Genomic DNA, 24,027 nt, shown 5'->3' on the forward strand with positions numbered 1-24,027 from the left:
TGTTCGAACACCCAGAGGTGAAGTCCATGCAAGACAAGTCGAAGCTCCAGCGCCCGCCGTTCGATCCGAAGCTCGCCGAGCTCCTGCCTCGCCTGGAGGGCTACGTGCCGGTCAACATGACGACCGACCGGATCAACGAGTTCCGCAAGATGCCGATGCCCTCACTCGCCGAGCAGATCGGCGACCGTCCCGTGCAATGCGTGGACTACACGATCCCGGGGTATGGCGGGTTCGAGCTCCAGGTGTCGGTGATCTCTCGAAAGGACCACGTGAAGCCGGGTCCCGGCATCTACCACATCCATGGAGGCGGGATGGTCATGGCCAATCGGTTCGCCGAGGCGTCTGTCCTGGTCGACTGGGCGATGAAACACGACGCCGTGTGCGTCACGGTCGAATACCGACTCGCGCCGGAGTCGCCGGATCCCATCCCGGTCGAGGACTGCTACGCCGGGCTCCAGTGGATGGACTCGCATGCCGAGGAGCTCCGCTTCGATCCCGAGCGTCTGGTGATCTTCGGGGGGAGTGGTGGAGGTGGGCTGTCCGCAGGAACCACCCTCCTGGCGCGAGATCGCAAGGGGCCGAAGCTCATCGGCCAGATCCTTCAGTGCCCGATGCTCGATGACCGCAACGAGACGATCTCGTCCTACCAATACGATGGGGTGGGGGTCTGGGATCGGACAAGCAACTTGACGGCGTGGACGGCGGTACTCGGTGATCGCCGAGGGACCGACGATGTCTCCATCTACGCGGCGCCCGCTCGAGCCACGGAGCTGGGTGGCCTGCCGCCAACGTTCATCGACGCAGGGGCCGCCGAGGTGTTTCGTGACGAGGCGGTCGCGTACGCGAGCGCCATCTGGGCAGCCGGCGGCGACGCGGAGCTCCACGTGTGGGGAGGTGCCTTCCACGGCTTCTACGCCATCGCTCCGAACTCCGAGCTCGCGCGCTCCTGCATTGCCGCAAGGGAAGCGTGGCTCGAGCGCCTGCTGACACGGTGAGACGCATAGGGCGAATAGAAGGCCTGTTGAGGCATCCCACGCGCAAGCGTGGCGGACGCTGAGCATCAACGCCACGCACTCACCCCATCAAGAGGTGACTGGCTCACGCCGCGCGGCGACTCGGCAGCGCGCCGCGCAGCACCTCGTGGGCCTTCAGCAGCATCTCCTCGGTGGTGTCCCAGCTCACGCAGGCGTCCGTCACCGAGCAGCCGTAGCGCAGCTGTGAGAGGTCCGCGGGGATGGGCTGGGTACCGGCTTCGAGGAAGCTCTCGATCATCACGCCGACCACCGAGCGGTTGCCCTCGCGGACCTGATGCATCACGTCGCGCAGCACCAGCGGCTGCAGCTCCGGCTTCTTCCACGAGTTGGAGTGCGAGCAATCGACCACGATGTTGCCCGGCAGCTTCGCCTTGGCGAGCGCCTGCTCGGCGAGCGAGACGGACACCGTGTCGTAGTTGGGCCGTCCACCACCGCCCCGCAGCACCAGGTGGCCGTAGCCGTTGCCGCGAGTCCGGATGATGGCCGACTCACCGCGCTCGTTGAGCCCCAGGAAGCTATGCGGGCGCGAGGCGGAGAGGACGCCGTTGACCCCCGCGTCCAGGGAACCGTCGGTGCTGTTCTTGAATCCCACTGGCGTCGAGAGACCCGAGGCCATCTCGCGGTGCGTCTGGGACTCCGCGGTGCGCGCGCCAATCGCGGTCCAGGAGATCAAATCGCCGTAGTACTGCGGAGCGATCGGATCGAGCGCCTCGGTCGCCGCCGGCAGGCCAAGCTCGGCCACGTCCAGCAGGAAGCGGCGGCCCCGCTCCATGCCTTCTTCGATCCGGAAGGAGTCATCCATCCGCGGGTCGTTGATGAAGCCCTTCCAGCCGGTGGAGGTGCGCGGCTTCTCGAAATACACCCGCATCACCACGTGGAAGGTGTCCTTCACCTTGTCGGCGAGCTGACGCAACCGGCGCGCGTAGTCCACCCCCGCCATGGGATCGTGAATGGAGCACGGGCCCACGATGACGAACATGCGCGGGTCCTTGCGATCCAGGATGTCCATCAACGCGCGCCGGCCAGCGAGCACGGTCTCGGCTGCACGCTCGGACAGCGGCACTCGCGTCTTGATCTCGGCGGGAGAGGGCATCTGATCGATGCCAACAACATTCAGGTTTTCAGTGCGAGCGGTCATGGGCGAGCGCCGTGGAGGTTGTGCGGGGGGGGTGGGGCCACGGAATTCCCGGATATTAACCCGGGAGGGTGACGGACTCCTCGTCTAATAGAGCCCGCTCCCCGGCGACGTGAGCGGACGGGGAACAACCCTCGCCACCTCCCTCCCCTTCCCGCCGAAGCGCCCACGTATCCGGAGGCGGCTCGTGGTAGGCAACGGCGGAATGGACCCTGCACAGACAGCTCCCCGAGTCCTCGTTGTCGGCTGTGGTGGAATCGGCGGCGTCATCCTGTCCCGCTTGCTGGAGGGCGGCTGGAGGGTGGCCGCGGTGGCACGCCGGGAGGAGATCGCCCAGGTGCTTCGGACGCGTGGCCCGGTGCTGCGCGACGAGAAGGGCGAGCGCACGGTCCGCGGAGAGCTGGAGGTCTTCGTCCAGCCGCCCCCTGAGGGGGCCTACGACTTCATCCTGCTCGCCACGCCACCGAACGGGGTAGAGGCAGCGGCCCGGGACACAGCCCACCTCCTGGCCCCCGGGGGAGCCATGGTGGTGCTCCAAAACGGGCTGTGCGAGGAGCTGGTGGCCCGGGTGGTGGGCGAGGACAAGGTGCTCGGCGCCATCGTGGCCTGGGGAGCGTCCTCCCCGGAGACCGGCATCTATGAGCGGACCTCCTCGGGGGGCTTCGCGCTGGGCGCGCTCTCCAGCAAGCAGGATCCGCGACTGACCCGGCTGGCCGAGCTGCTGAGCGCGGTGAGCCAGGTGGCCTTCACCGAGAACCTGCGCGGCGCGCGCTGGAGCAAGCTGGCAATCAACTGCGCCATCTCCACCCTGGGCACCGTGGGAGGAAGCAGGGTAGGACCGCTGCTCAGGCACCGCTTCATCCGGAGGCTCGCGATGGAGGTGTTCACCGAGGTCTTCCGCGTGGCCCAGGCCGAGAACGTGAAGCTGGAGAAGGTGGCCTCCACGGTGGACCTGGAGTGGCTCACGCTGAAGGAGTCCGAGCAGCATTCACGGGGCTCCCTCTCGCTCGTGGGCCGGCACGCGATGCTCCTGGCCATCGGTGCGAGGTACCGGCGGCTGCGCTCGTCCATGCTGGCGGCGATCGAGCGGGGGCGCGAGCCGCCTGTGGACTTCCTCAACGGCGAGGTGGTCCAGCGCGGGAAGGCCCATGGCATTCCGGTGCCAGTGAACGAGCACCTGCTCCAGGCCGTCCACGCCATGTCCCGGCGCGAACTGACGCCTGGCGTGGAGACGCTCCGCCGCATCTACGAGCAGACACGGCCGCAGGGCCACTGACGCAACTCCAAGGAGCAGACCCGCCATGTCGCATTGGGAATCATTGAAGAATCGGTGGTTCAGCCCCGCCCGTGCGCCTGCGCCGGCCGCGTCGCAGCGGGTCGAGGTAGCGCCCGGGCTCGTGGTCTCCGTCTTCCGTCACGTCATCGAACGGCCTGAAGGGGGGCTCACGTGCTGGTCCTATGTGACCGAGGGACTGGCCACACATGGGCAGAAGGAGCTGGTGCTCACGCTGAGCGAGGGCCCGGGCCTGGAACCGTCCTCCTCCGCCCACCAGGTGTTCCAACTCTTCGCCACCATCCAGCAGTTCGCCAGCCAGGGGCGGACGGTGAATGAGGGCGGGGTGACGCGCTTCGGACAGCGAAAGTTCCTCGGGCGGCACCTGCTCTACCTGCCCGCGTCGCCCCTGGCCGGCGTACCGGTACCAGCAGGCGCGCTCGCCGCCATCCTCGTCACGGACGCCGAGCTGACGCTGGTCGAAGAGAACGGAGCGATGCGGTTGATGGCCGCGCTCGGGAAGGCGTACTCCCACTATCCCTACCCGCCGTGGTCCGAGCCCGAGCGCCCCGAGCTGCCGGCCAATGCGATGCGGGAGGCGAGCATCCTCTCCAAGATGGCACACGTACGCGATAGGAGCGCACGTGTCCTTCAGCTCGATGGAGAGCTCGTCCTGCGTATCGAGCCGGGCGCCGAGAAGAACTTCCGCCAGCTTGTCGAAGCGGCGCCGGGCGTGGAAACAGAGGGATTCGGATTGCTCACGGGCTTCGACCCGACCGCGGACGCGTGGCTCGTATGGGAGCCAGGCCAACGCACGCCCGGCGCCATCACGCCCCCGGGCAGCAGGGGTGAACGGATCGGCGGATGTTTCCTCGCGTTCCTCCCCGGACAGAAGGCGGACCAGGAGATGCTCGTGGAAGACGGTTTCGCGTGGATGCTCACCCACGCGTCCTGGACGGCCCTGCTGCGGGCCCTCACGGAGGGCCAGTCGCTCGCGCTGCTGACACCGGGAGGGAAGAGGCTGCGGCTCGAGTGGACGGCACGCTGAGCCAGACGTGCCTGGGGATGTGACAGCCCGACACCGCGCGAATTAGGGTGTGGGCATGGGAAAAGACCGTCCGTCCACGCGGCAGATCGCTGAAGCCATCGCACGGCGCGCGGGCAGCGAGGAGCTCACCCGGCTCCTCGTCGATGAGCTGCCCGGCTCCGAGCTGGCCTCCCTGCTGCTGCACGTGATGCGCGAGCGCAGCCGCTCGGTGACCTGGGTGGACGCCCTCCGCCTCGTCGAACGCAACGGCCTGGTGCGGGCCGACATCGTGGACGCCCGCGTCATGACACAGCTGGACGCGCACGCCTTCGCCGCGGCGGAGGGCTTCGACGCGGTGGAGCTCTCTCCGGTGGCACCCTTTGGTGTGAACGCGCTGACCGGCATCGACCAGAACAACGTGCTGACGGCCACCCGAGGCACCGAAGTGCTGGCGGATCCCACCATCGCCATGGCGCTGGAGTGCGCGCGCCGACGCAAGCGGGACGGCCGAGCCGGAGTGGTGCGTCTGGCGGCCAGCCAGCGACTCATTCGCATGCAGCCGTTCGATGACCCGGGCTTCTCGCGCCACTTCCGCCTCTTCGCGCTGGTGACGGCGGGCCGCGACACCGGGGACGAGCGCTTCGAGCAGGAGGCCCTGCGGGAGCAGCTCTCCGTCTGGCTCACCCTGGTGGAGTCCCTGCGCGCCGCGGGCTGGAACATCCCCAACGTGCGCATCGAGCTGAGTGACACCCGCGTCATGCGCGCACTGCTGGAGTCGGCGGGCGTGCCGCTGGAGTCCCTGCGCGGGCACGTCAGCCCCATGAAGTTCGACGAGGAGCTGAAGCGCCGCGGGCTGAGCCTCCCCGGCCCGGTGACCGAGCCGCTGAAGGTGTTGGACGGCGATTTGCGCCGCCTCGGTGAGCGGATGGAGCGCCTGCGCACCGGGGTGCTGGAGCCGCTAGCGGCGCGCTTCCCCGGCATGGAGGGGCGCTTCGACTTCGCCCGACTCCACGGCGTCAACTACTACGAAGGGCCCACCGTCCACGTCATACTGCGCCACCCCGATGGCCGAGAGTTGCCCGTGGGTGATGGTGGCTTCACGACCTGGATGCAGTCACTCCTCAATGACCGCAAGGAGCGGCTGCTGACCGGCGCCCTGGGGACCGAGTTCCTCTACCACGTGTTCCGCCCTGCCTCTCCTCTCCGGAACGGCGCGAGGAGCATGCCCCAATAGCTGCGTGGGAAGGGCTGGGTGAGGCCGAGTGGCCAGTCCTCCCCGCCCTCCGGCCGGTGGTACGTGCCAAAGAGGAGGTCCGTCCACGGCGCGAGGTTGGCGAAGTTCTGCGCGCGCTCGGTCGCCAGGTGGTGCCAGTGGTGAAGCTCGGGCGCGCCGAGCAGGACGCGCAGGGGTCCCAGAGACAGGCGCACATTGGAGTGAATGAAGATGGCCCACATGCCGCGCAAGGCGATGAGCCATGCGACCTGCCCCAGCGAAAAGCCGAGCAGGATGGCCGGCAGGTTGACGCTCAACTGCGTGAGGAGGCCGTCCACGGGGTGCTCCCGGTGCGCGGCGAGCCAGTCGAGGTGCTCGGCGCTGTGATGCACCGCGTGAAAGCGCCACAGCCACGGCACCGAATGGCAGGCCCGGTGGAACCCGTACACCGCGAGGTCCCCGAGCGCGATGACCTCCAGGGCCTGGAGCCAGAACGGCTGGGCGGAGAACCCCTCGCGCACGGCCACGGGCATGACCAGTCCGACGGCCAGCCGCACCTGCTCGAGCACGAAGAGCGCCGCCCCGCTCCAGACGAGGTACTGCCCGAAAAAGAAGAGTACGTCCGTCCACCAGGCGGGACGGAGCCATGGCTGGCCAGCACGAGCGGAAAAGAGGCGCTCCAGCGGCCAGAACACCGCGGCCAGGAGCGCGAACGCCACGGCGGTCCCCCATAGGACGGAGAGCATCCGGGGCGCTACCTCGGCACACCCTGCTGAGAGGCATCCTGCTGAGGGGCTTCCCGCTGCGGGGCCTCCTGCTGCTCGGGGGGAGGCGCTTCGTCGAGCACCTCGAGCGCGCCCGACTTGGTCGCCGGGAAGAACCGCTCCGGCTTGGGCGCCTTCCCGTCCTTCGTGTTCACCGCCGCGGTGCCCGAATCGGCGGAACCACCGTCGCTCGCAGGGGGGCGGGCGGCTACGGGCTGAGGGGCGCCAGGGCCACTGCCGCCCGCGGTGCACATGACCGTGCCGAGGAAGCCGAGCGCCACCGTCACCGAGAGAACCTTGAGCACCACGGGATGGGACCGCGCCGGAGAAGGGGTGTCCATGGGGGGAGATGCTCTCCCGCCGCACTGTCTGAGGTCAACGCATGCGGGCCGCGACGTACAAGCCTTGCGAGGTTCTCATTGAAGGGAGCCCGGATTTCGTTCCATGGTTTCCGCCACCGGCCCATTGCGGCGGCATGAAGTCCCCAAGGGGTGAACCATGGCGATGAAGAAGGCCAAGAAAGCAGCGGAGAAGATTCGGACAGCGGCCAAGAAGGTGGCCAAGAAGGTGTCCACCAAGATGGCGGCCAAGAAGGCGACCGCGAAGAAGGCTCGCGCGAAGGCGCAGCCGATTCCGAAGGGCTACCACATCCTCACGCCGAGCATCGTGGTGAAGGGCGCGAAGGAGGCCGTCGAGTTCTACAAGAAGGCCTTCGGCGCGAAGGAAGTCGGCAAGGCGATGACGACGCCGGACGGGCAGATCCTCCACGGAGAGTTCCGGATCGGCGACTCCATCGTGATGTACTCGGACGAGTTCCCCAACATGGGCTCCCGCTCGCCTCTGAGCGTCGGCGGCACCTCGTCAAGCCTGCTCATCTACACGCGTGACGCGGACGCGCTGTACAAGCAGGCGCTGGCCGCGGGCGCGAAGGTCGCGATGCCCATCGCCGACATGTTCTGGGGCGATCGCTACGGCGTCGTCGTCGATCCCTTCGGCCACCAGTGGCAGATCGCCACCCACAAGGAGGACCTCACCCCGAAGGAGATGGCCCGCCGCGCCGCGGCCGCCATGAGCGCCCCGCCTCCGGCGCCTCCCGCTCCCGAGGCTTCGTCGACTCCGACGGCCTGAAGCGCCCCCCAGAGGCCTCGAGACCCTCTCCCCCTATCCGCGGGAGAGGGTTGTCAGGCCGCGGGAACCCGAGCCTCGGCCAGGGCCGGAACTCCCAGGTACTTGCGGCGCGTTCCCATCACGTAGTCGAAGAGCGGGTACGTCACGCACCAGTTCGCGTTCTGGTCCTTCCCCATGTGATGGTCGTAGTGCCACGGCAGGTGCTCGCGCGCCCAGTTCTCATCCAGGTGCGCCCGCCGGTGCACCACGTAGTACAGCACCGTCGAGGCCCAGACCGTCATCACGAACCACGGCGCCCGCTTGAGCAGCGGGATGTGGCCCACCACGACGGCCGCCAGCCCCAGCACCTCCTTGCTCTGCGGCGACCAGCTCCACAGCGGCCCCCTGTACTGCTCGTCCACCATCTCGTGGCGACGCGAGCGCTGGTGGTGCTCGTGCCAGTGGAAGCTCCAGAAGCTCTTGTGTCTCTTGCCCAGCCCGTGCAGCACGTAACGGTGCAGCAGCCACTCCCCGAAGTTGGAGTACGCCAGGCCCAGTGGGATACCAATCATCTCCCCTGCTCCTCGCGGAAAGCCCCGGCCCCCGAGACCCCCCGCATGAAATGATGACCACCTGGTCACGTAAAGAATGACCATCCAGTCATGATTTGTGAGGTTGAGCGAGCCCATGAGCCCCAGGAAGCCCCCAGAGCGTCCTGCGAAGGAGAGCCCGCCCGCCTCCACGCCCCGGCGTCCCGGCACCCAGGGCGGTGTCCGCGACACCAACCGCCGCGAGCGAGAGAAGGCGCTCAGCGACGCGGCCCTCCAGCTCTTCGTGGCACGCGGGCTGGACGGCGTCACCATTGACGACATCACCCACGCGGCCGGCGTGGCCAAGGGCACCTTCTACCGGTACTTCGGGGACAAGGCGGCGCTGGTGGACTTCCTGCTCGAGCCTGTGCGCCGCGAGCTGCTCCAGGGGCTGGTGGCATGCGGCGAGGCCCTGGAGGCCGCACGCGACGTGGAGGCCATGTTCGAGGCCTACCGCGCCGTGGCCGCCGTCATCGCCGGTGCCATCCTCCAGCACCCAGGCGTGGTACGGCTCTACCTCCAGGAATGCCGAGGGCCCGCCGTGGGCGCCCGGGTGAAGCTCATCGAGGTGGCCCACCTCATCTCCCACCACGCGGTGGACATGACGCGCCGGGCCCATACCCACGGGCTGCTGCGCCCCATCCGCCCCTCTGTCAGCGGGCTGGCCGTGGTGGGAGCGGTGGAGCGCCTGCTGCTCGCCGTCCTCAGCGAGGAAGAGGACGTTGGCAACCCCCTGGAGCTGCCCGACGCCCTCACCACCCTCATCCTCGATGGCCTGCGCCTGCCCCCGCCGGGCCCCCGGCCCGCCCGCCGGAAGTTGGACGGGAAGCCCGGTCGCCCGTAAGGAAGGAGGCCGTGCGGCGGAGACGGGACAGCGGGTTTCCTTGGGTGAAGGTGGCGCTGTGCGCCCTGCTGCCGCTCGTGTTGCTCAACCTGGCGGTGGCCTTCTTCGGCGACACCGTCGTCTCCCCCTTCTCCCTGTCCTTCCTGGAGCAGAAGGCACACGCCCTCGCCACCTACGCGCGCCACCGGCCCTCCTGCCTGCTCGAGGGGCACCCGGAGCTCGCCCCCCTCATCCGCGACAGCGAGCGCCGCCACCGCATCCCCACCGGCCTGCTGGAGGCGCTCGTCGAGGTGGAGTCCAACACCCAGCCGCACCGCATCTCCCCCGCGGGCGCCATGGGCCCCGGCCAGCTCATGCCTGGCACCGCCAGCCTGCTGCGCGTGGCGGACCCCTTCGACCCGGCGCCCGCACTCGATGGCAGCGCGCGCTACCTCGCCGAGCAGCTCGAGCGCTTCCGGGGCAACGTGCGCCTCGCCGTGGCCGCCTACAACGCCGGGCCTGGCAACGTGAATGGCCGCGTTCCCCGCAACGGCGAGACCGAGTTCTACGTGGAGAAGGTGCTCAACCACTACGAGCGCCTCAGGCCCCGCCCTCCTCCTCCGAGGCCCTCGAAGCCCGCTCCCGCCGCGAAGCGCCAGGCCCGACCCGTGAGCGCCCCTCCTCGCCATCCGCCCGTTGACCGACCCTCCGCCGGATGACCGACCTCCGCCGGATGACGGACGCGCGAGCCCCGAAGACCGTGCGATTCCCGCACGCATGAAACGACTCACCGGCCTCTCGAAGCTCGCCCTCGTCACCCTGGGCGTCGTGGCGCTCCTGGTGGCCACCGTCAGTCTGTTCGGCAACAACATCCGCAAGCTCTTTGGTGCGCAGGCGGAAGCGCTCGTCGGCAGTGAGTACTCCGGGAACGGCGGCGCCCTGGCGAGCCGACAGTTCCAGCGCAAGTCGCTGAAGACCTTCGGGGACAACTCCGCCGATGGGGACTCGTACGCGGCCCCGGCACCGGCCGCGGCCCCGGCACCCAGGAGCGTGGCGGCGAGGAAGCAGGTCGCGCAATTGGCCGAGCGCGCCGAGCCCGTCACCACCGGCAACACCCACGCCGAGGAGCGCCCCAACCCCTTCACCCTCACGAGCGAGGATCGCTTCTCCACCTTCGCGGTGGACGTGGACACCGCCTCCTACACCCTCTTCCGCCGCTACGTCACCGAGGGGGGCCTGCCGCCGGATGACTCCATCCGCGTCGAGGAGTGGGTGAACTACTTCCGCTACCGCTACCCCTCCCCCGAGGAAGGGGACTTCCGGGTGGACCTCGAGGGCGCGCCCTCGCCCTTCACCCCCGGCCGCCACCTCGTGAAGGTGGGCCTGCAGGGCCGCGTCATCGCCAAGAGCCAGCGCAAGCCCACCCACCTCGTTTTCCTCGTGGACACCAGCGGCTCCATGTCCTCCCCGGACAAGCTGCCGCTCGCCCAGAAGGCCATGAAGCTGATGGTGGACGGCCTCAACGAGACGGACACCGTGGCGCTCGTCACCTACGCCGGCAGCGTGCGCGACGTGCTGCCCCCCACCCACGCCATCGAGCGCTCGGAGATCTTCGCCGCCATCGACGCGCTCACCAGCGGCGGCGGCACCGCCATGGGCGATGGCCTGGAGCTCGCCTACCGTCATGCCGCGAAGAAGGCCAACCCCTACAGCGTCTCCCGCGTCGTCGTCCTCACCGATGGCGACACCAACCTCGGCCGCAACCTCACCGCCGACGCCATGCTCGCCAACGTCCAGGGCTACGTGCAGGAGGGCGTCACCCTGTCCACCATCGGCCTGGGCATGGGCAACTACCGCGATGACCTGATGGAGCGGCTGGCCAACAAGGGCAACGGCAACTGCTTCTACATCGACAGCGAGCGCGAGGCCCGCCGCGTCTTCCAGGAGCGGCTCGCCGGCACGCTGGAGGTCATCGCCCAGGACGTGAAGGTGCAGGTGGAGTTCGACCCCGCCACCGTGCGCGGCTACCGGCTGCTGGGCTACGAGAACCGCGCCATCGCCGACCGCGACTTCCGCAACGACAAGGTGGACGCGGGCGAGATTGGCGCCGGCCACACCGTCACCGCCCTCTACGAGGTGGAGCTCGCCGGCGAGGGCGCGAACGTAGCCATGGTGCGCGTGCGAGCCAAGCGGCCCGGAGGCGTGGAGGCCGCCGAGCAGCGCTTCTCCCTGGCGCGCACGCAGCTGCATGGCTCGCTGCGCGAGGCCTCCGCCAACCTGCGCTTCGCCGCCGCCGTGGCCGGCACCGCGGACATTCTCCGGGGCGCGCCCCAGGCCGGAGACTGGAGCCTGGCCACCGCCGAGGCGCTCGCCGAGGGCGCCGTGGACGACATGAGCGACCGCGCCGAGTTCCTCAGCCTGCTGCGCACGGTGCGCGAGCGCCGAGCCACGTCCGTGGCCGGCGGACCCTACTAATCTTCTTCAGAGAAGTGACCGACTGTCCCCTCTCCCGAGGGGAGAGGGGAAATGGCCGCGGGAAAGGAGCCAGTGCCCCAGGGGCACTCCTTCGCGGACCTATCTGAAAGGGATTAGCGCGTGCCGTCCGGGGGCGATGGGGCCGCGCACCATGACCATCACCGCGGCCTCGTCCACTCCACGAGACCTCTTCCCGCGCGTATACTGCTCGGATGCCCTCCCGCTCCCGGCGCGCGGCGCCCAGGCGTGTTCGCGCACGCGAGGAGTCTCCCCCCACGCTCCACTCCCGTGATGATCTGCGTCTGCTCTGGGCAACGCCCATCTTCATCCGCCGCCTGGCGCCGCCTCCTCCCTGGAACGCGGCCCTCGAGCGGCGCATCCGCGAGCGGCAGGCGAGCGACCCTGGCCGGCAGCGCAGCAACTACGGGGGATGGCAGTCGAGCGACGATCTCTTCGAGTCTGACGTCCACGGAGGCGAGCTCGCGCCAGAGTTCCAGGAACTGCGCGCGCTCATCCACCGCGCGCTACTCGATTGCCTGAGCGCCGTGATGCCCGAAGGCGCCGTCACCCGCCTCCGCACCCAGCTCTCCGCCTTCGCCAACGTCCTCCCTCGCGGCGGCTATCACACCCATCACGTCCACCCCGGCAGCCACCTGGCCGGCTCCTACTACGTGAACGCCGGCCGCCCCGACCCGGGCAACCCACACAGTGGCAAGCTCTGCTTCTACGAGCCGCGCGCTGGCGGCGCCATGCTCCACAGCCGTCTCCTCGGCTTCGCCGAGGACTTCGACGTGCTCCCCGAGACGGGGATGCTCGTCCTCTTTCCCGGCTACCTCGGCCACTCGGTGCATCCCTATACGGGCCCAGGCGCACGCATCACCGTCGCCTTCAATGCGTATCTCCAGGAGAGCAAAACATGAGCAGACAGGTGCCCGTGCAACGGAAGACCGCCGCCCCTGCGACAGTGACGACGCCCTCGGCAGCCACGGCCCCACAGGTCGCGCAACCCGCGACGGGGAGCTTCGCCGACCTCGAGCGCACCGCCAGCCTGGGCCATCGACTCGAGCAGACACCGACGCACGCCCCACCGCCCGCCATGGGCAAGAAGGGCCGGCCCCTGCCAGAGCCGGTGCGCGCCAAGATGGAGACGGCCTTCGGCCATGACTTCGCGCAGGTGCGCGTCCATGAGGACGGAAACGCAGCCGCGCTCGGCGCCACGGCCTACACCCGCGGCCACGACCTCCATTTCGCCCCCGGCCGATACCAGCCCGGGACGCAGTCTGGGCAGGCGCTCATCGGGCACGAGCTGACCCATGTCGTGCAGCAGCGCGCGGGCAATGTCGCCATCCCCCAGGGCAAGGGAGCGCCGATCAACGCCAACCCCGGGCTCGAGGCCGAGGCCGATCGGCAAGGCGCGAGGGCAGCCCAGAGGCTGGAGGCGACGGTGCGCGGCGTCGGGAGCGGCGTGCAGCGCAAAGCCGTCACGGGCGGAGGCGGCGTCATCCAGTGCCAGGGGAAGGACGAAAAGGCCAAGGCGGATGCCGCGAAATTCGCGGCGAGCCAGAAGGACAACCACCACAAAATCGATTCGGGTACCAGGGCCAAGCAGCTCGGCAAGACCAAGGCAGCGAAGTACACGGCGCGGAGCGCGGCGAAGGCTTTGGATAGACAGCAGGGAAATCAAGAGTTGGCCGCAAGAAGACAAGAACAAGCAGCCGCAGCCGCAGCCGCCAAGGCCACCAAGAAGAAGAAGACGTGACCCCCGAGGGGTGAGACCCCACTCCCCGGCTAGCGCGAGCCGTCCATGCCCCGCCCGGCCTCCGCGTCCACCCAGACTTCCACATTGCCGTGGAGCTGAAGGAACGAGGCCGGGCACAGGGTGGTGATGGGACCGCGCACCATGGCCGTCACCGCCGCCGCCTTGCTCACCCCAAAGGCCAGCAGGATGACGCGACGCGCCTGAAGCAGCGCCGACATGCCCAGCGTGAGCGCCGCCAGGGGCACCTTCCAGACGTCATCCCCGAAGAGCGAGGCCACCGCCTGGCGTGACTCCCGCGACAGGCGCACCCGGTGGCTCCCCGCCTGGAGGCTCTCCCCCGGCTCCACGAAGGCCACGTGCCCGTTGGGCCCGATGCCCAGCAGCACCAGGTCCAACCCTCCCGCCGCCGCCAGCTGGACGTCGTAGCGGGCACATTCCCGCTCGGCCCGCTCCGCGCTCCCATCGAGGAAGTGGATGCGCACGGGCGCCAGGTTGACGTGCTGGAAGAGGTGCCGCTCCATGTACGCCCGGAAGCTGCTCGGGTCGTCAGGCCCCAGGCCGAGGAACTCGTCCAGGTTGAAGGTGGTCACCTTGGAGAAGTCCAACTGCCCGTTCCGGTGCAGCACCACCAACTCTCGATACACGTTGAGCGGCGTCCGGCCCGTGGGCAGTCCGAGAACCAGGGAAGGCTTCTCACGAACCGCAGCGGCGACGAGGGCCGCGCACGCAGCGACGGCTTCCTGCTCGGAGGCGAAGACGCGAACGTTCAAGGCACCGGTCAGCATAGCCAAAGCTTCTCTGCTGACAAAGCCGTACGTCACCCGTTGCATCGGGCCCGACCCAGAAGGTAGCCCGAGTAGGGTCCACGGCCCTGGGAGGCCCTGCCTGCTCGCCCCCGCTCCAACCACCGGCCCGGTCCTTCCGGCCGGATGCCACCGTTGCTGGCGGGCGGTCTCCGCCAACTTCGCGGATGAATCGCGCCCGAGGTGCGTTAGAAGGCTACCTCATGAAAGTCGCCGTTCTTACAGGCGGGGGTGACTGCCCCGGCCTCAATGCGGTCATTCGCGCCGTCGTCCGCCGGGCCTCCGCCCATGGCTTCGAGATGATGGGTCTGCGCGATGGGTGGAAGGGTCTCCTCGATGACAACCACTTCCGCCTCACGCGTGAGACTACCTCCGGCATCCTCCACCGCGGAGGCACCATCCTGGGCACCTCCCGCGTCAATCCCTTCAAGGTCGAGAACGGCCTGGAGAAGGTCAAGCGCGCCATCGAGCGGCATGACATCCACGCCGTCATCGCCATCGGCGGCGAGGGCACGCTCTCGGCCGCCACGCGCATGGCCAAGGAGGGCCTGCGCATCGTCGGCGTGCCGAAGACGATCGACAACGATCTCAACGGTACGGACTTCACCTTCGGCTTCGACACCGCGGTGACCATCGCCACCGAGGCCATTGATCGGCTGCACTCCACCGCCGAGTCGCACAAGCGCGTCATCGTGTGCGAGGTGATGGGACGGCACGTGGGGTGGATCGCCACCTACGCGGGCATGGCCGGTGGCGCGGACGTGATTCTGGTGCCCGAGGTCCCCGCGGACCTGGCCGCGGTGGCCGAGCACATCAAGCACCGGCACTCCACCGGGCGCTCCTTCTCCATCGTGGTGGTGGCCGAGGGCACGCGCATCAAGCTGTCCGCCGAGCAGCAGGAGCAGCTCGTCACCTCGGGAGCACTGGACGAGGCAGGCCGGCCCCGACTGGGCGGCGTGGGCGCCATCGTGGCCAACGAGATTGAGACGCGCACGGGCTACGAGACACGCGTGTCGGTGCTGGGCCACATCCAGCGCGGCGGCGCGCCCACCGCGCATGACCGCGTGCTGGCCACGCGCTTCGGCGTCCATGCGTGTGACATGGTGGCCCGGGGCGAGTTCGGCAAGATGGCCGCGCTGCGGGGCAACGAGATTGTGAGCGTGGACCTGGCGGAGGCCACCCGGGAGCTCAAGAAGGTGCCCCGGGAGTTCTTCGAGGTCGCCCAGGTCTTCTTCGGTTAGCCCGAGGCGGGGATAGAGTGTCCCCTGCCATGGACCTTTACGCGGAGATGGCGGCCCTGGTCGCCGAGGGCCGTCCGTTCGTACTGGCCACCGTCATCGAGAGCGCCGGCAGCACGCCGCAGAAGCCGGGCTCGAAGATGGTGGTGCTCGGGGACGGAGGCCTGCGGGGCACCGTAGGCGGCGGCGCCATCGAGCACCAGATCATCCAGGCCGCGCGGGCCCTGCTGGAGTCAGCGGAGCACACGCGCATCATCGAGACGCACCTCACGCACGAGCTGGGCATGTGCTGCGGAGGGCGGATGAAGGTGTTCCTGGAGAAGCACGGCGCCCCGCCACGGCTCACGGTGTTCGGCGCGGGGCACGTGGCGCGCGAGCTGGCCTTGCTGGCGCACCGGGTGGGCTTCCGGGTGACGGTGGTAGACGCCCGGCCCGAATGGGCCACCCCCGAGCGCTTCCCTGGCATCGAGCTGGTGCTGAAGGACCCGGCGGACCACGCGCGAACGCTGAGCGGGGGCCCCGAGCACTGCTTCTGCATCACGACGCACGACCACCCGCTGGACCAGGCCGTGGTGGAGGCGCTGTTGGACAAGCCCTCGGCGTACCTCGGCGTGATTGGAAGCCGGCGCAAGGCCGAGCGCTTCCGGATGCGGCTGCGCGCCGCGGGCTTCTCCGAGGAAGCCGTGGCCCGGCTGCACTCCCCCATGGGGGTGGAGATCGGCGCACTCACCCCAGAGGAGATTGCCGTCTCCATCGTGGGCGAGCTCATCCGAGTGCGCAGAAGTGGACAACGGTAGTTTCCAAAACGTGACAGACCGGTATGGCATGTTGAGCATGTGAAACGCGGTTATCCGGAAAACCTCCGGCGGGCCGCGCCTCACACCCCCGTACTGCCTTCCGGAGAAAAACCCCCATGTCGAAGCCGAGCCGTCTGTCCGGCCGTCCGATGCTCCACGCCCTGCTGGGCCTGTCCCTATTGTCCGTGGCACCCGAGGCCGAGGCCGCGCCCAAGTCGCTGGCGCCGCGCGCCATGGCCGCCAAGCACACCGGCCGGGAGCTGCCCGCCAACACCTACGTGGAGCGCCTGGTGGTGAAGTTCCACGAGGGAAGCCGGGTCCGCCTGCGTGGCAATTCGCTGGTGGCCCTGGCCTCGGAGCGCGGCTCGGCCGAGCGCGCGCTGCTGTCCGCGCGTGGCCTGCGTGCCGAGCGCGTGGTGGCCGACGCCGCCACCGTGCAGTCCCTGCTGGAGCGTGCCCCGCGCATCGGCGCCCTCTCGCGCCTCTTCGAGGAGGATGAGTCCACCCTGGAGGCGCGCAAGCTCTCCGGTGAGGAGCTGAGCGGCCAGCAGCTCGCGGACCTGAACCTCTACTATGAGGTGCCCCTGCTGCCGGGCACCACCGCCGAGCGGGTGGCGGACCTGGTGGCCTCGCTCAACGCCCTGGAGGGCGTGGAGGTGGCCTACGCCGAGCCGCCTCCCGAGCCCGCCATGGTGAACTTCGCCATGGACGCGGCGCTGCGCACGATGCTGGCCGCCTCGGACATCGCGCCCACCACGCCCCTGTACGAGTCCAACCAGGGCTACCTCAACGCCGCGCCCGGCGGTATCGACGCGAAGTACGCGTGGACGGTGACGGGCGGCAAGGGCCTCAACGTCAAGGTGGTGGACATCGAGGGCGGCTGGCGCACCACCCACGAGGACATGCCCGCCCTCTTCACGCAGATTGGCTCCCAGTACAACGACCTGAGCTGGCGCAACCACGGCACCGCGGTGCTCGGGGAGATTGTCGGCGTGGGCAACGCCTACGGCGTGACGGGCATCGCGAATCAGGCGCAGGCAGGCATCTCGGGCGTCGCCAGCCAGAGCACCGCGAGCGCCATCACCAACGCGGCCAACGCAGCGGGCCTGGGCGGCGTCATCCTCATCGAGCTGCACGCTCAGGGCCCGTCCGATGGCACTGCGTGCACCTGCAACACCACCCAGTGCAACTACATCGCCATGGAGTACTGGCAGGCCAACTACGACGCCATCGCCACGGCCACCGCCAACGGCGTCATCGTCGTGGAAGCGGCTGGCAACGGCAGCGCCAACCTGGACAGCTCGGCGTACGGCACCGCCTTCAACCGCACCGTGCGTGACTCGGGCGCCATCGTCGTGGGCGGCAGCACCTCCACCACGCGCGCCCCCATGTGCTGGACCAACTACGGCAGCCGCGTGGACGTGCACGGCTGGGGTGAGAAGGTCTACTCCATGGGCTACGGCACCCTGTTCGGCTCCAGCTACGGCGAGGACCAGTTCTACACCTCCACCTTCAGCGGTACCTCCAGCGCCTCGCCCGTCATCACCGGCGCGGCGGCCAGCGCCCAGGGTGTGGCACTCGCCAACGGCCGCCGGCTGACCTCCAAGCAGATGCGTGGCGTGCTGAGCACCAACGGCACGGCACAGGCCGCGGACTCGCGGAACATCGGCGTCCTGCCGGACCTGCGCAAGGTGCTCCCCAAGGTCATCTCCGGCAGCTACTGAGCGGTGCCGCGGGCCCTCGGGGAGACGTGCCCCGAGGGTTCCCGCAACAGTCCTCGCGTCAGTGGGGTAAAGAGGCGCCATGGAGCTGAAGGTGATGACGCTCAATGTCCTCTTCGGAGGGCAGGACCGGTTCGAGGCCCTGCTCGCCCTGCTGACGCGGGAGAGCCCGGACCTGCTGGTGCTGCAAGAGTGTCTGGGCTGGGACGACGGCGAGCGCCTGCGCCAGGTGGCCGCCGCACTGGGGCCTGAGGGCAGCGTCCATGCCCACCTGGGAGCCGCCCGCCCGCGAGGCAGCGGCAACTGCTACCACGTGTCCGTCCTCAGCCGGCTGCCCCCGCGCTCCATCCGCGTGCACAACAACCCGCACTTCATCGGGCACGCCCTGGTGCAGTGCGAGCTCGACGCAGGCGGCCCGCTGACCTTCTTCGGCACGCACTACGACGCGCACCACGAGTCGCTGCGCTTCGTCGAGGCGCGCTACCTGCGCTCGCTGCTGGACCCCGACGCCTTCCGCGAGGGCCTCTACCTGCTGGCCGGGGACCTCAACGCCCTGTCTCGCAGGGACCCGTATCCCGTGGACCTCGCCGACCGGGTGCGCCATGCGGGCGTGGACAAGTACGGCCACCCGCCGCGCTTCGACGTCATCGATGACCTGGAGGGCTTCGGCTGGGTAGATACCCTGCGCCACCGGCCCGCCTCACCCGCGTGGGTGACCGCGCACCGCGTCCGCAACGGCGTGATGATCGACTACCGCACGGACTACATCTACGCGTCCCCCCGCATGGCCGAGCGGCTCATCCGCGCGGAGGTCATCGACGTGGGAGAGGCCACCGACCACAACGCAGTGGTGGCGACGTTCCGCACCCGCGACGCCTAGCCCTGGCCTTCCACCCCCTGCTACAAGCCGCCCCGTGCGCCACGTCCGGCGCGGCTGGCCTGGAGGAGAACATGGTGGTCCTCACGGATGAAGGCTCTCGCGTGGAGATTGTCCCCGAGAGGGGGGCGCTCATCAGCCGCTTCCTCGTCGAGGGCGAGCCCATCCTCTTCCTCGACGAGAGCACCCTCGCGGACCCCACCAAGAACGTGCGCGGCGGCATCCCCGTGCTCTTCCCCGCGCCCGGCGTCCTTCCCGGCAACAAGTACACAGCGGAGGGCCGCGAGTACCCCATGCGCCGCCATGGCTTCGCCCGCGACCTGCCCTGGGAAGTGCGCACCCGGGAGACCTCGCGCGTGGTGCTCGCGCTCGGGCATTCGGAGCAGACGCTGCGCGAATTCCCCTGGCGCTTCGAGGCACGCCTCGCCGTAACACTCCTGGGGACTGCCCTCCACCTGTCCTTCAGCGCCGAGAACCGCGACTCGCGGCCCATGCCCCTGCACCTCGGCTACCACCCGTACTTCTACGTCCCCCAGGCCAACAAGGCCGCTGCCAGCGTCGAGACGGATGCCTCGCGCGCCTGGGACAACCGGCAGGGTGCACAGGTGCGCTTCTCCGGATTGGACCTCACCGGGCCCGAGGTGGACATGCACCTGCTCGACCACTCGCTGAAGGGCACCACGCTCGAACGCGGGCCCGGCCTGCGTCCGGTGGAGCTCGCCTGGAGCCCCTCCTTCACCACGCTGGTGGTGTGGACACTCAAGGGCCGCGACTTCGTCTGCGTGGAGCCCTGGACGGCCCCCGGTGGTGCCCTCCAGACGCACCAGGGCCTGCTCACCGTGGCACCCGGAGACACCTTCGCCTCCGAGTTCGAGATCAGCGTCGAGCCAATGGCCCGCTTCGTCCGCTAAAAGGCAGCCATGCCCTTCCTCTCCCACCTCGAGTGCTCGCGCTGCCGGAAGACGCACGACGCGGACCGGGTCCAGAACCTGTGTGACTGCGGCGGCCCGCTGCTCGTGCGCTATGACCTGAAGGCCGTTGCCAAGGCCGTGCGCCCCTCCGACCTCGCCGGCCGCGTCTCCTCCCTGTGGCGCTACCGCGAGGTGCTCCCCCTCCGCGATGACAAGAACCTCGTCACGCTCGGCGAGGGCATGACGCCGCTCTTTCCCCTTCCTCGGCTGGGCGCCGAGATTGGCCTGCCTGACCTCTGGCTGAAGGACGAGGGACTGAATCCCACCGCCTCCTTCAAGGCGCGCGGCGCCGCCACGGGTGTGAGCCGCGCTCGTGAGCTGGGCATCAAAGCGCTCGCCATGCCCACCAATGGGAATGCTGGCGGCGCTTGGGCCAGCTACGGCGCTCGCGCTGGTATCTCCGTCACCCTGGTGATGCCCACCGATGCTCCCGCTATGAGCGTCCTGGAGGCCACCGCCGTCGGCGCCAACGCGTACATGGTTCGCGGGCAGATTACGGACGCCGGTGCCATCGTCGGCCGCTCGGCCAAGGCACACGGTTGGTTCGAGGCCGCCACCCTCAAGGAGCCGTACCGCATCGAGGGTAAGAAGACGATGGGGTATGAGATCGCCGAGCAGCTCGGCTGGAGCCTGCCGGACGTCATCCTCTACCCCACCGGCGGCGGCGTGGGCATCATCGGCATCTACAAGGCTCTGCTGGAGATGCGCGAGCTGGGTTGGTTGCCGGAGAACGTCCGCTTCCCCAAGCTCGTCGCCGTCCAGGCCGAGGGCTGCCAGCCCATCGTGAAGGCCTTCCGCGAGGGCAAGGAGGTCTCCGAGAAGTGGGAGAACGCGTCCACTGTCGCCCAGGGGATTCGCGTGCCCAAGGCACTCGGAGACTTCCTCGTGCTCCAGGCCGTGCGCGAGACCGGCGGCACCTGTGTGGCAGTGCCTGATGCGGACACGATGTGGGGCCTGGAGCGCATCAGCCGCATGGAGGGGGCGTTCATCTGCCCCGAAGGTGCAGCGCTCGTAGGAGCGGCTCGGATGCTGCTGCGCGATGGGTGGCTGAATGCCGGGCAGAGAGTGCTGCTGCTCAATACCGGCGCGGGTATCAAATACCCGGATGTCATGAGCCCGAAGCTGCCTGTGCTCGAGCTCAACGCCACTCTGTGAGCATGGGATTGTGCAGGAACGGACTCACTCGCTTCGTTCCTGTGTAATCGCCAGTCTCAACCACCATCCAGATCTCTTCTCAGGATTCGACCGTCTACCCCAATGGCATAAGTTGCTCCATCGTCGAGCATGCCGACGGTCCTTCCACAATTCTCAGGCTTGAACTCAATCCGGACAAAAATGATGTCACCCCTCCGCAGTGCCCGGTACCTGTAGGAGACCTGCTTCTCGCCACACGGAAGATCCGCCGGCTCCGCTTTCAGGAGATCATCCGCCGCGATGCGAATGGCCTGCAACGTGTAGCCGTCCACATCCACATCTGGCGTCAAGGAGTGATCGAACACTGGAAGCTGGACACTCATGTCCTGGTACTCCGGCTGCGGCCTCTTGGGGACGCAGTTGCAACCGAACAGGTCCCCCAGAACCTGGCATGGCCGATGAGCACAGCCCGTGAGGGCCACGCTGCAGAGCAGGAGGATCAACCTTGAATTCATACCACCTCTTCAGAAGCAGCGCGCCAAGAGCTACCGATATTCGATTTCGAAATTCTCGGAATCCAACCACCTGACCACACCATACTGCTCGCGTTTCAGCCCTGACTGCGCATCCACAGTCCACCTCAACAGTTCGCCCGAGAGAGGAGTGTATTGAAAGAAGCCGTCGCAAGATGGATTTCCAGGTCCACCTTTCGAGAAGAACGCGATGATGCCAATAGGGATTTCCCGCTCCCCTGTCTTGAACGCGAACCCGTGAATCATCCCCTGATTGAAGATGTATCGAATGTCTCTACGAGACAACACATCCCCGACGGGATGATTGTGTACAACGAAGACATAGCCAAGACTGTTGTCCGAGTATCGGGAGTCGCGAACATACGAAGGAAGGTCACACGTCCGCATCCTGGAGTCGCCCTGAGCCATATTCGTGGCGACCATGCTCATTTCGTACTGATTGCCTGGAGTTGAGTAGATCCAAGCACAGTATTCCGTAGACAACTCCCAATATAATGGGAAGTTCGGATTGCTGGGCGGGGGCGTTACTGCATTAGGTAGGGACAGGATGAGCGGGCATGCAGCAAGTAGCGCGTCCGAATATGTCGAGAATGGCCCGAAGTCAGGCATTGGACCATCAATATGGGTTGGGGCTTCACCGGCCCGGAATCGGACGACGCCCTTGGGTGGGGGAGAACTACACCCCAGCGCCAGCAGCATCAATACAGTGAGGCAGAGACGCATCCACAACACCTCGACATGGCATGAGCGACCTTGCCATCAGCGCTCAAATCTCTAGCCTAGCGCTTCCGCTATTTGGGCTCGACAGAGGGGCTGGACTTGGGAGCGGCGGTCTCCTCCTGCTTCGTGAACGGCACGTCCAACACCGGCAGCTTCGTCGCTCCCGGCAAGTCGTAGTGCCACCACTCCATCGCGTTCTTCTTGAAGCCCGCTCCCTCCATCGCCGCCCGCAGGATTTCGCGGTGCTTGCGCGAGGCCTCCGTCCCTCCCTTGTAACTGTGGTGCGCCTTCGGTTCGAACGAGTCGAACTCCGTCGGCATCTCCACTTCCTGTCCGTCCATCGTCGTCAGCGTCAGATCCACCGCCGCCCCACGGTTGTGGTTGCCCCCCTTCTTCGGGTTCGCCACGTAGCCGGGCTTCGGGAGGATCTTCCACATCTGCCACTGCACCGCGATCGGCCGATAGCAGTCGTATACCTTCAGCCGGTAGCCCTGCGCTCGCAGCGTCTCCGCCGCCTTCGCCAGCATCTCGGCCGCATCGTTCCGCAGCATGCAGCGCGCCCCGTCCGGGTACACCTTCTGCTTCAGGAAGTTGTCCGGCGTGGCGTACTTCATGTCCACCACCAGGTCCTTCACCACCTCGGTGGCGTCCACCACCGGCGCGCTCCCCGCCGCCAGCCACAGCCCCAGCGCCACGCTTGCCACTCCTGCCATCTCAGGCTCCCTTCACGTAGGGCGTCGGGTCCGCGACCCCCGCCTGCTCGAATCCCCGGCGCCGCAGCACGCAGCTGTCGCACCGCCCACACGCCCTCCCCTCCGGGTCCGGGTCGTAGCACGAGTGCGTCATCGAATAGTCCACGCCCAGCTTCACCCCCGCCCGGATGATGTCCGCCTTGCTCATCCCCGACAGCGGCGCCCGCACCTCGAAGCGCGTTCCCTCCACCCCCGCCTTCGTCGCCAGCGTCGCCATCTGCTCGAAGGCCCGGATGAACTCGGGCCGGCAGTCCGGATAGCCGCTGTAGTCCACCGCGTTCACACCAATGTAGATGACGCTCGCGCCCACCACCTCCGCCAGCCCCAGCGCCATCGAGAGGAACAGCGCGTTGCGCGCCGGCACGTACGTGATGGGGATGCCGTGCGACAGCTCGTCCTCGGACCGGTCCTTGGGCACCTCGATGTCCGCCGTCAGGGCCGAGCCACCCACCTGCCGCAGGTCCACCGTCACCACCCGGAAGTCCTTCACCCCCATGGACTGCGCCACCTTGCGCGCCCGCTCCAGCTCCACCGAGTGCCGCTGCCCGTAGGACACCGCCAGGCACACCGGCTCGAAGCCATCCGCCTTCGCCATCGCCAGACACGTCGTCGAGTCCAGCCCTCCCGACAGCAGCACCACTGCCTTCTTGCTATTGGCCGCCATTGAAGCGCCGCTTCCCTTCCAGGCCGTACACCGCTGTGCACGACACCGTGCATTTGCACTGGGCGCTCTTCCCCGGGAGGAAGGTCACCCTCAGCTCACCACACGCCCGCTCCGCGTCGTAGCCATTCGCGGTGGGGCCCGGCACCGAGCCATCCGGCAGGCCTGCGTCCGGCATGTTTCCGCACCTGCTGCTGATGGCCCGGTCCTGGCTGTCGCTCAGCACCACCACCGACAGCGTCTCGTCGATCTCCGCACCCTCACAGCCCTCGCCACAGCTCACGAGCTGGGCCGCGGCCTTGTGCCTCGACGCGTAGCGCTGCACCGGAGCATCGAAGGAGGCCGTGCGCGAGAAGCCGTCGACGGTGAACCACACCCCACCGTCCGTGCTGTCGCGCGAGAAGGTACCCGCGAAGTCGAAGCCGCCATCTACGAGCCGGTTGAAATCCCCTCCGTCCGCCTTGCAGTCCGTCCGCGTCCAGTTGGCCTGGGCATGGAAGTCGAACGTTCCGATGGTCAGGTCCCCCGGGAACACCGTCTCGGACACGCATGCGGCGACCAGGGCGAGCACGGGGAGCGACACGAGCAACAGACGTCGAGAGGTGGGCATAAGGTCTCGG

25 protein-coding genes are annotated in these 24,027 nt (G+C 68.3%); 16 read left to right on the plus strand and 9 right to left on the minus strand.

Translation table 11 applies throughout. From position 1 onward, the window contains the following. Positions 1-26 precede the first annotated feature (26 nt). Positions 27-995: an alpha/beta hydrolase gene (locus OV287_RS46025; protein WP_267540415.1), complete on the plus strand. Its 969-nt coding sequence runs from the start codon at positions 27-29 to the stop codon at positions 993-995. A gap of 103 nt (positions 996-1,098) precedes the next feature. Here OV287_RS46025 and OV287_RS46030 read toward each other — a convergent pair whose 3' ends face one another. Beyond that, positions 1,099-2,172, minus strand: a complete 1,074-nt coding sequence (locus OV287_RS46030; RefSeq protein WP_267540416.1) for a 3-deoxy-7-phosphoheptulonate synthase — start codon at positions 2,170-2,172, stop codon at positions 1,099-1,101. Between the two features lie 202 nt (positions 2,173-2,374). On the opposite strand from OV287_RS46030, the gene OV287_RS46035 reads away from it, so the two are divergent. From OV287_RS46035 to OV287_RS46045, 3 genes are read left to right on the plus strand one after another with little or no spacing between them, the layout of a single operon-like run. Then, positions 2,375-3,445, plus strand: coding sequence for a ketopantoate reductase family protein (locus OV287_RS46035; protein ID WP_267540417.1), 1,071 nt, complete (start codon positions 2,375-2,377; stop codon positions 3,443-3,445). A gap of 25 nt (positions 3,446-3,470) precedes the next feature. After that, entirely contained in the window at positions 3,471-4,490 is a 1,020-nt protein-coding gene (locus OV287_RS46040) for a hypothetical protein (RefSeq protein ID WP_267540418.1), read from the plus strand. Positions 4,491-4,545: 55 nt separating this feature from the next. Further along, positions 4,546-5,703 carry a class-II aminoacyl-tRNA synthetase family protein gene (locus OV287_RS46045; protein ID WP_267540419.1) on the plus strand — a complete coding sequence of 386 codons (1,158 nt, stop codon included), beginning with the start codon at positions 4,546-4,548 and terminating at the stop codon, positions 5,701-5,703. On the opposite strand, the gene OV287_RS46050 is transcribed toward OV287_RS46045, so the two are convergent. Beyond that, positions 5,643-6,401, minus strand: coding sequence for a sterol desaturase family protein (locus OV287_RS46050; RefSeq protein WP_267540420.1), 759 nt, complete (start codon positions 6,399-6,401; stop codon positions 5,643-5,645). The genes OV287_RS46045 and OV287_RS46050 overlap by 61 nt on opposite strands. Before the next feature lie 35 nt (positions 6,402-6,436). After that, complete coding sequence (locus tag OV287_RS46055) at positions 6,437-6,787, minus strand: hypothetical protein (RefSeq protein WP_267540421.1); 351 nt, start codon at positions 6,785-6,787, stop codon at positions 6,437-6,439. A 157-nt stretch (positions 6,788-6,944) separates the two neighbouring features. Between OV287_RS46055 and OV287_RS46060 the strand changes: the two genes are divergently transcribed. Then, positions 6,945-7,574: a VOC family protein gene (locus OV287_RS46060; RefSeq protein ID WP_267540422.1), complete on the plus strand. Its 630-nt coding sequence runs from the start codon at positions 6,945-6,947 to the stop codon at positions 7,572-7,574. Between the two features lie 53 nt (positions 7,575-7,627). Here the strand turns inward: OV287_RS46060 and OV287_RS46065 are convergent, their stop codons facing one another. After that, complete coding sequence (locus OV287_RS46065; RefSeq protein ID WP_267540423.1) at positions 7,628-8,125, minus strand: sterol desaturase family protein; 498 nt, start codon at positions 8,123-8,125, stop codon at positions 7,628-7,630. Between the two features lie 115 nt (positions 8,126-8,240). Between OV287_RS46065 and OV287_RS46070 the strand changes: the two genes are divergently transcribed. From OV287_RS46070 to OV287_RS46090, 5 genes are all read left to right on the plus strand, one after another. Beyond that, positions 8,241-8,987 carry a TetR/AcrR family transcriptional regulator gene (locus OV287_RS46070; RefSeq protein ID WP_267540424.1) on the plus strand — a complete coding sequence of 249 codons (747 nt, stop codon included), beginning with the start codon at positions 8,241-8,243 and terminating at the stop codon, positions 8,985-8,987. 11 nt (positions 8,988-8,998) lie between these two features. Continuing rightward, on the plus strand, positions 8,999-9,685 hold the full coding sequence (locus OV287_RS46075) for a lytic transglycosylase domain-containing protein (protein ID WP_267540425.1): 687 nt from the start codon (positions 8,999-9,001) through the stop codon (positions 9,683-9,685). 58 nt (positions 9,686-9,743) lie between these two features. Continuing rightward, complete coding sequence (locus OV287_RS46080; protein WP_267540426.1) at positions 9,744-11,441, plus strand: vWA domain-containing protein; 1,698 nt, start codon at positions 9,744-9,746, stop codon at positions 11,439-11,441. Between the two features lie 212 nt (positions 11,442-11,653). Continuing rightward, a complete protein-coding gene (locus tag OV287_RS46085) occupies positions 11,654-12,361 on the plus strand; it encodes a TIGR02466 family protein (protein ID WP_267540427.1) in 708 nt (235 codons plus the stop codon). Beyond that, positions 12,358-13,200 carry an eCIS core domain-containing protein gene (locus tag OV287_RS46090; protein WP_267540428.1) on the plus strand — a complete coding sequence of 281 codons (843 nt, stop codon included), beginning with the start codon at positions 12,358-12,360 and terminating at the stop codon, positions 13,198-13,200. Before OV287_RS46085 ends, OV287_RS46090 begins: the two co-directional genes overlap by 4 nt. A gap of 29 nt (positions 13,201-13,229) precedes the next feature. On the opposite strand, the gene nagB is transcribed toward OV287_RS46090, so the two are convergent. Then, entirely contained in the window at positions 13,230-13,970 is a 741-nt protein-coding gene (nagB, locus tag OV287_RS46095; protein WP_267542556.1) for a glucosamine-6-phosphate deaminase, read from the minus strand. Positions 13,971-14,206: 236 nt separating this feature from the next. Between nagB and OV287_RS46100 the strand changes: the two genes are divergently transcribed. The 6 genes from OV287_RS46100 to OV287_RS46125 all read left to right on the plus strand — a co-directional run bounded on the left by OV287_RS46100 (position 14,207) and on the right by OV287_RS46125 (position 20,762). Then, positions 14,207-15,244, plus strand: coding sequence for a 6-phosphofructokinase (locus OV287_RS46100; RefSeq protein WP_267540429.1), 1,038 nt, complete (start codon positions 14,207-14,209; stop codon positions 15,242-15,244). Positions 15,245-15,273: 29 nt separating this feature from the next. Then, the gene (xdhC, locus tag OV287_RS46105; RefSeq protein ID WP_267540430.1) at positions 15,274-16,038 is read left to right on the plus strand and encodes a xanthine dehydrogenase accessory protein XdhC; all 765 of its coding nucleotides are present in this window, start codon (positions 15,274-15,276) and stop codon (positions 16,036-16,038) included. Between the two features lie 116 nt (positions 16,039-16,154). Continuing rightward, a complete protein-coding gene (locus tag OV287_RS46110) occupies positions 16,155-17,762 on the plus strand; it encodes a S8 family peptidase (protein WP_267540431.1) in 1,608 nt (535 codons plus the stop codon). Positions 17,763-17,841: 79 nt separating this feature from the next. Then, positions 17,842-18,639, plus strand: a complete 798-nt coding sequence (locus tag OV287_RS46115; RefSeq protein WP_267540432.1) for an endonuclease/exonuclease/phosphatase family protein — start codon at positions 17,842-17,844, stop codon at positions 18,637-18,639. A 71-nt stretch (positions 18,640-18,710) separates the two neighbouring features. Beyond that, on the plus strand, positions 18,711-19,547 hold the full coding sequence (locus tag OV287_RS46120; protein ID WP_267540433.1) for an aldose epimerase family protein: 837 nt from the start codon (positions 18,711-18,713) through the stop codon (positions 19,545-19,547). A 9-nt stretch (positions 19,548-19,556) separates the two neighbouring features. Then, positions 19,557-20,762 (plus strand): threonine synthase, encoded by a 1,206-nt coding sequence (locus OV287_RS46125; protein WP_267540434.1) that lies wholly within the window; start codon positions 19,557-19,559, stop codon positions 20,760-20,762. A gap of 56 nt (positions 20,763-20,818) precedes the next feature. On the opposite strand, the gene OV287_RS46130 is transcribed toward OV287_RS46125, so the two are convergent. From OV287_RS46130 to OV287_RS46145, 4 genes are all read right to left on the minus strand, one after another. Then, positions 20,819-21,124: a hypothetical protein gene (locus OV287_RS46130; RefSeq protein ID WP_267540435.1), complete on the minus strand. Its 306-nt coding sequence runs from the start codon at positions 21,122-21,124 to the stop codon at positions 20,819-20,821. Positions 21,125-22,065: 941 nt separating this feature from the next. Continuing rightward, positions 22,066-22,707 (minus strand): D-alanyl-D-alanine dipeptidase, encoded by a 642-nt coding sequence (ddpX, locus tag OV287_RS46135; protein ID WP_267540436.1) that lies wholly within the window; start codon positions 22,705-22,707, stop codon positions 22,066-22,068. 1 nt (position 22,708) lies between these two features. Further along, positions 22,709-23,410 carry a 7-cyano-7-deazaguanine synthase QueC gene (gene queC / locus OV287_RS46140; protein ID WP_267540437.1) on the minus strand — a complete coding sequence of 234 codons (702 nt, stop codon included), beginning with the start codon at positions 23,408-23,410 and terminating at the stop codon, positions 22,709-22,711. Then, positions 23,397-24,017: a hypothetical protein gene (locus OV287_RS46145; protein WP_267540438.1), complete on the minus strand. Its 621-nt coding sequence runs from the start codon at positions 24,015-24,017 to the stop codon at positions 23,397-23,399. Before OV287_RS46145 ends, queC begins: the two co-directional genes overlap by 14 nt. Between the last annotated feature and the right edge of the window lie 10 nt (positions 24,018-24,027).

Source organism: Archangium lansingense (assembly GCF_026626635.1).
Classification (GTDB): domain Bacteria; phylum Myxococcota; class Myxococcia; order Myxococcales; family Myxococcaceae; genus Archangium; species Archangium lansingense.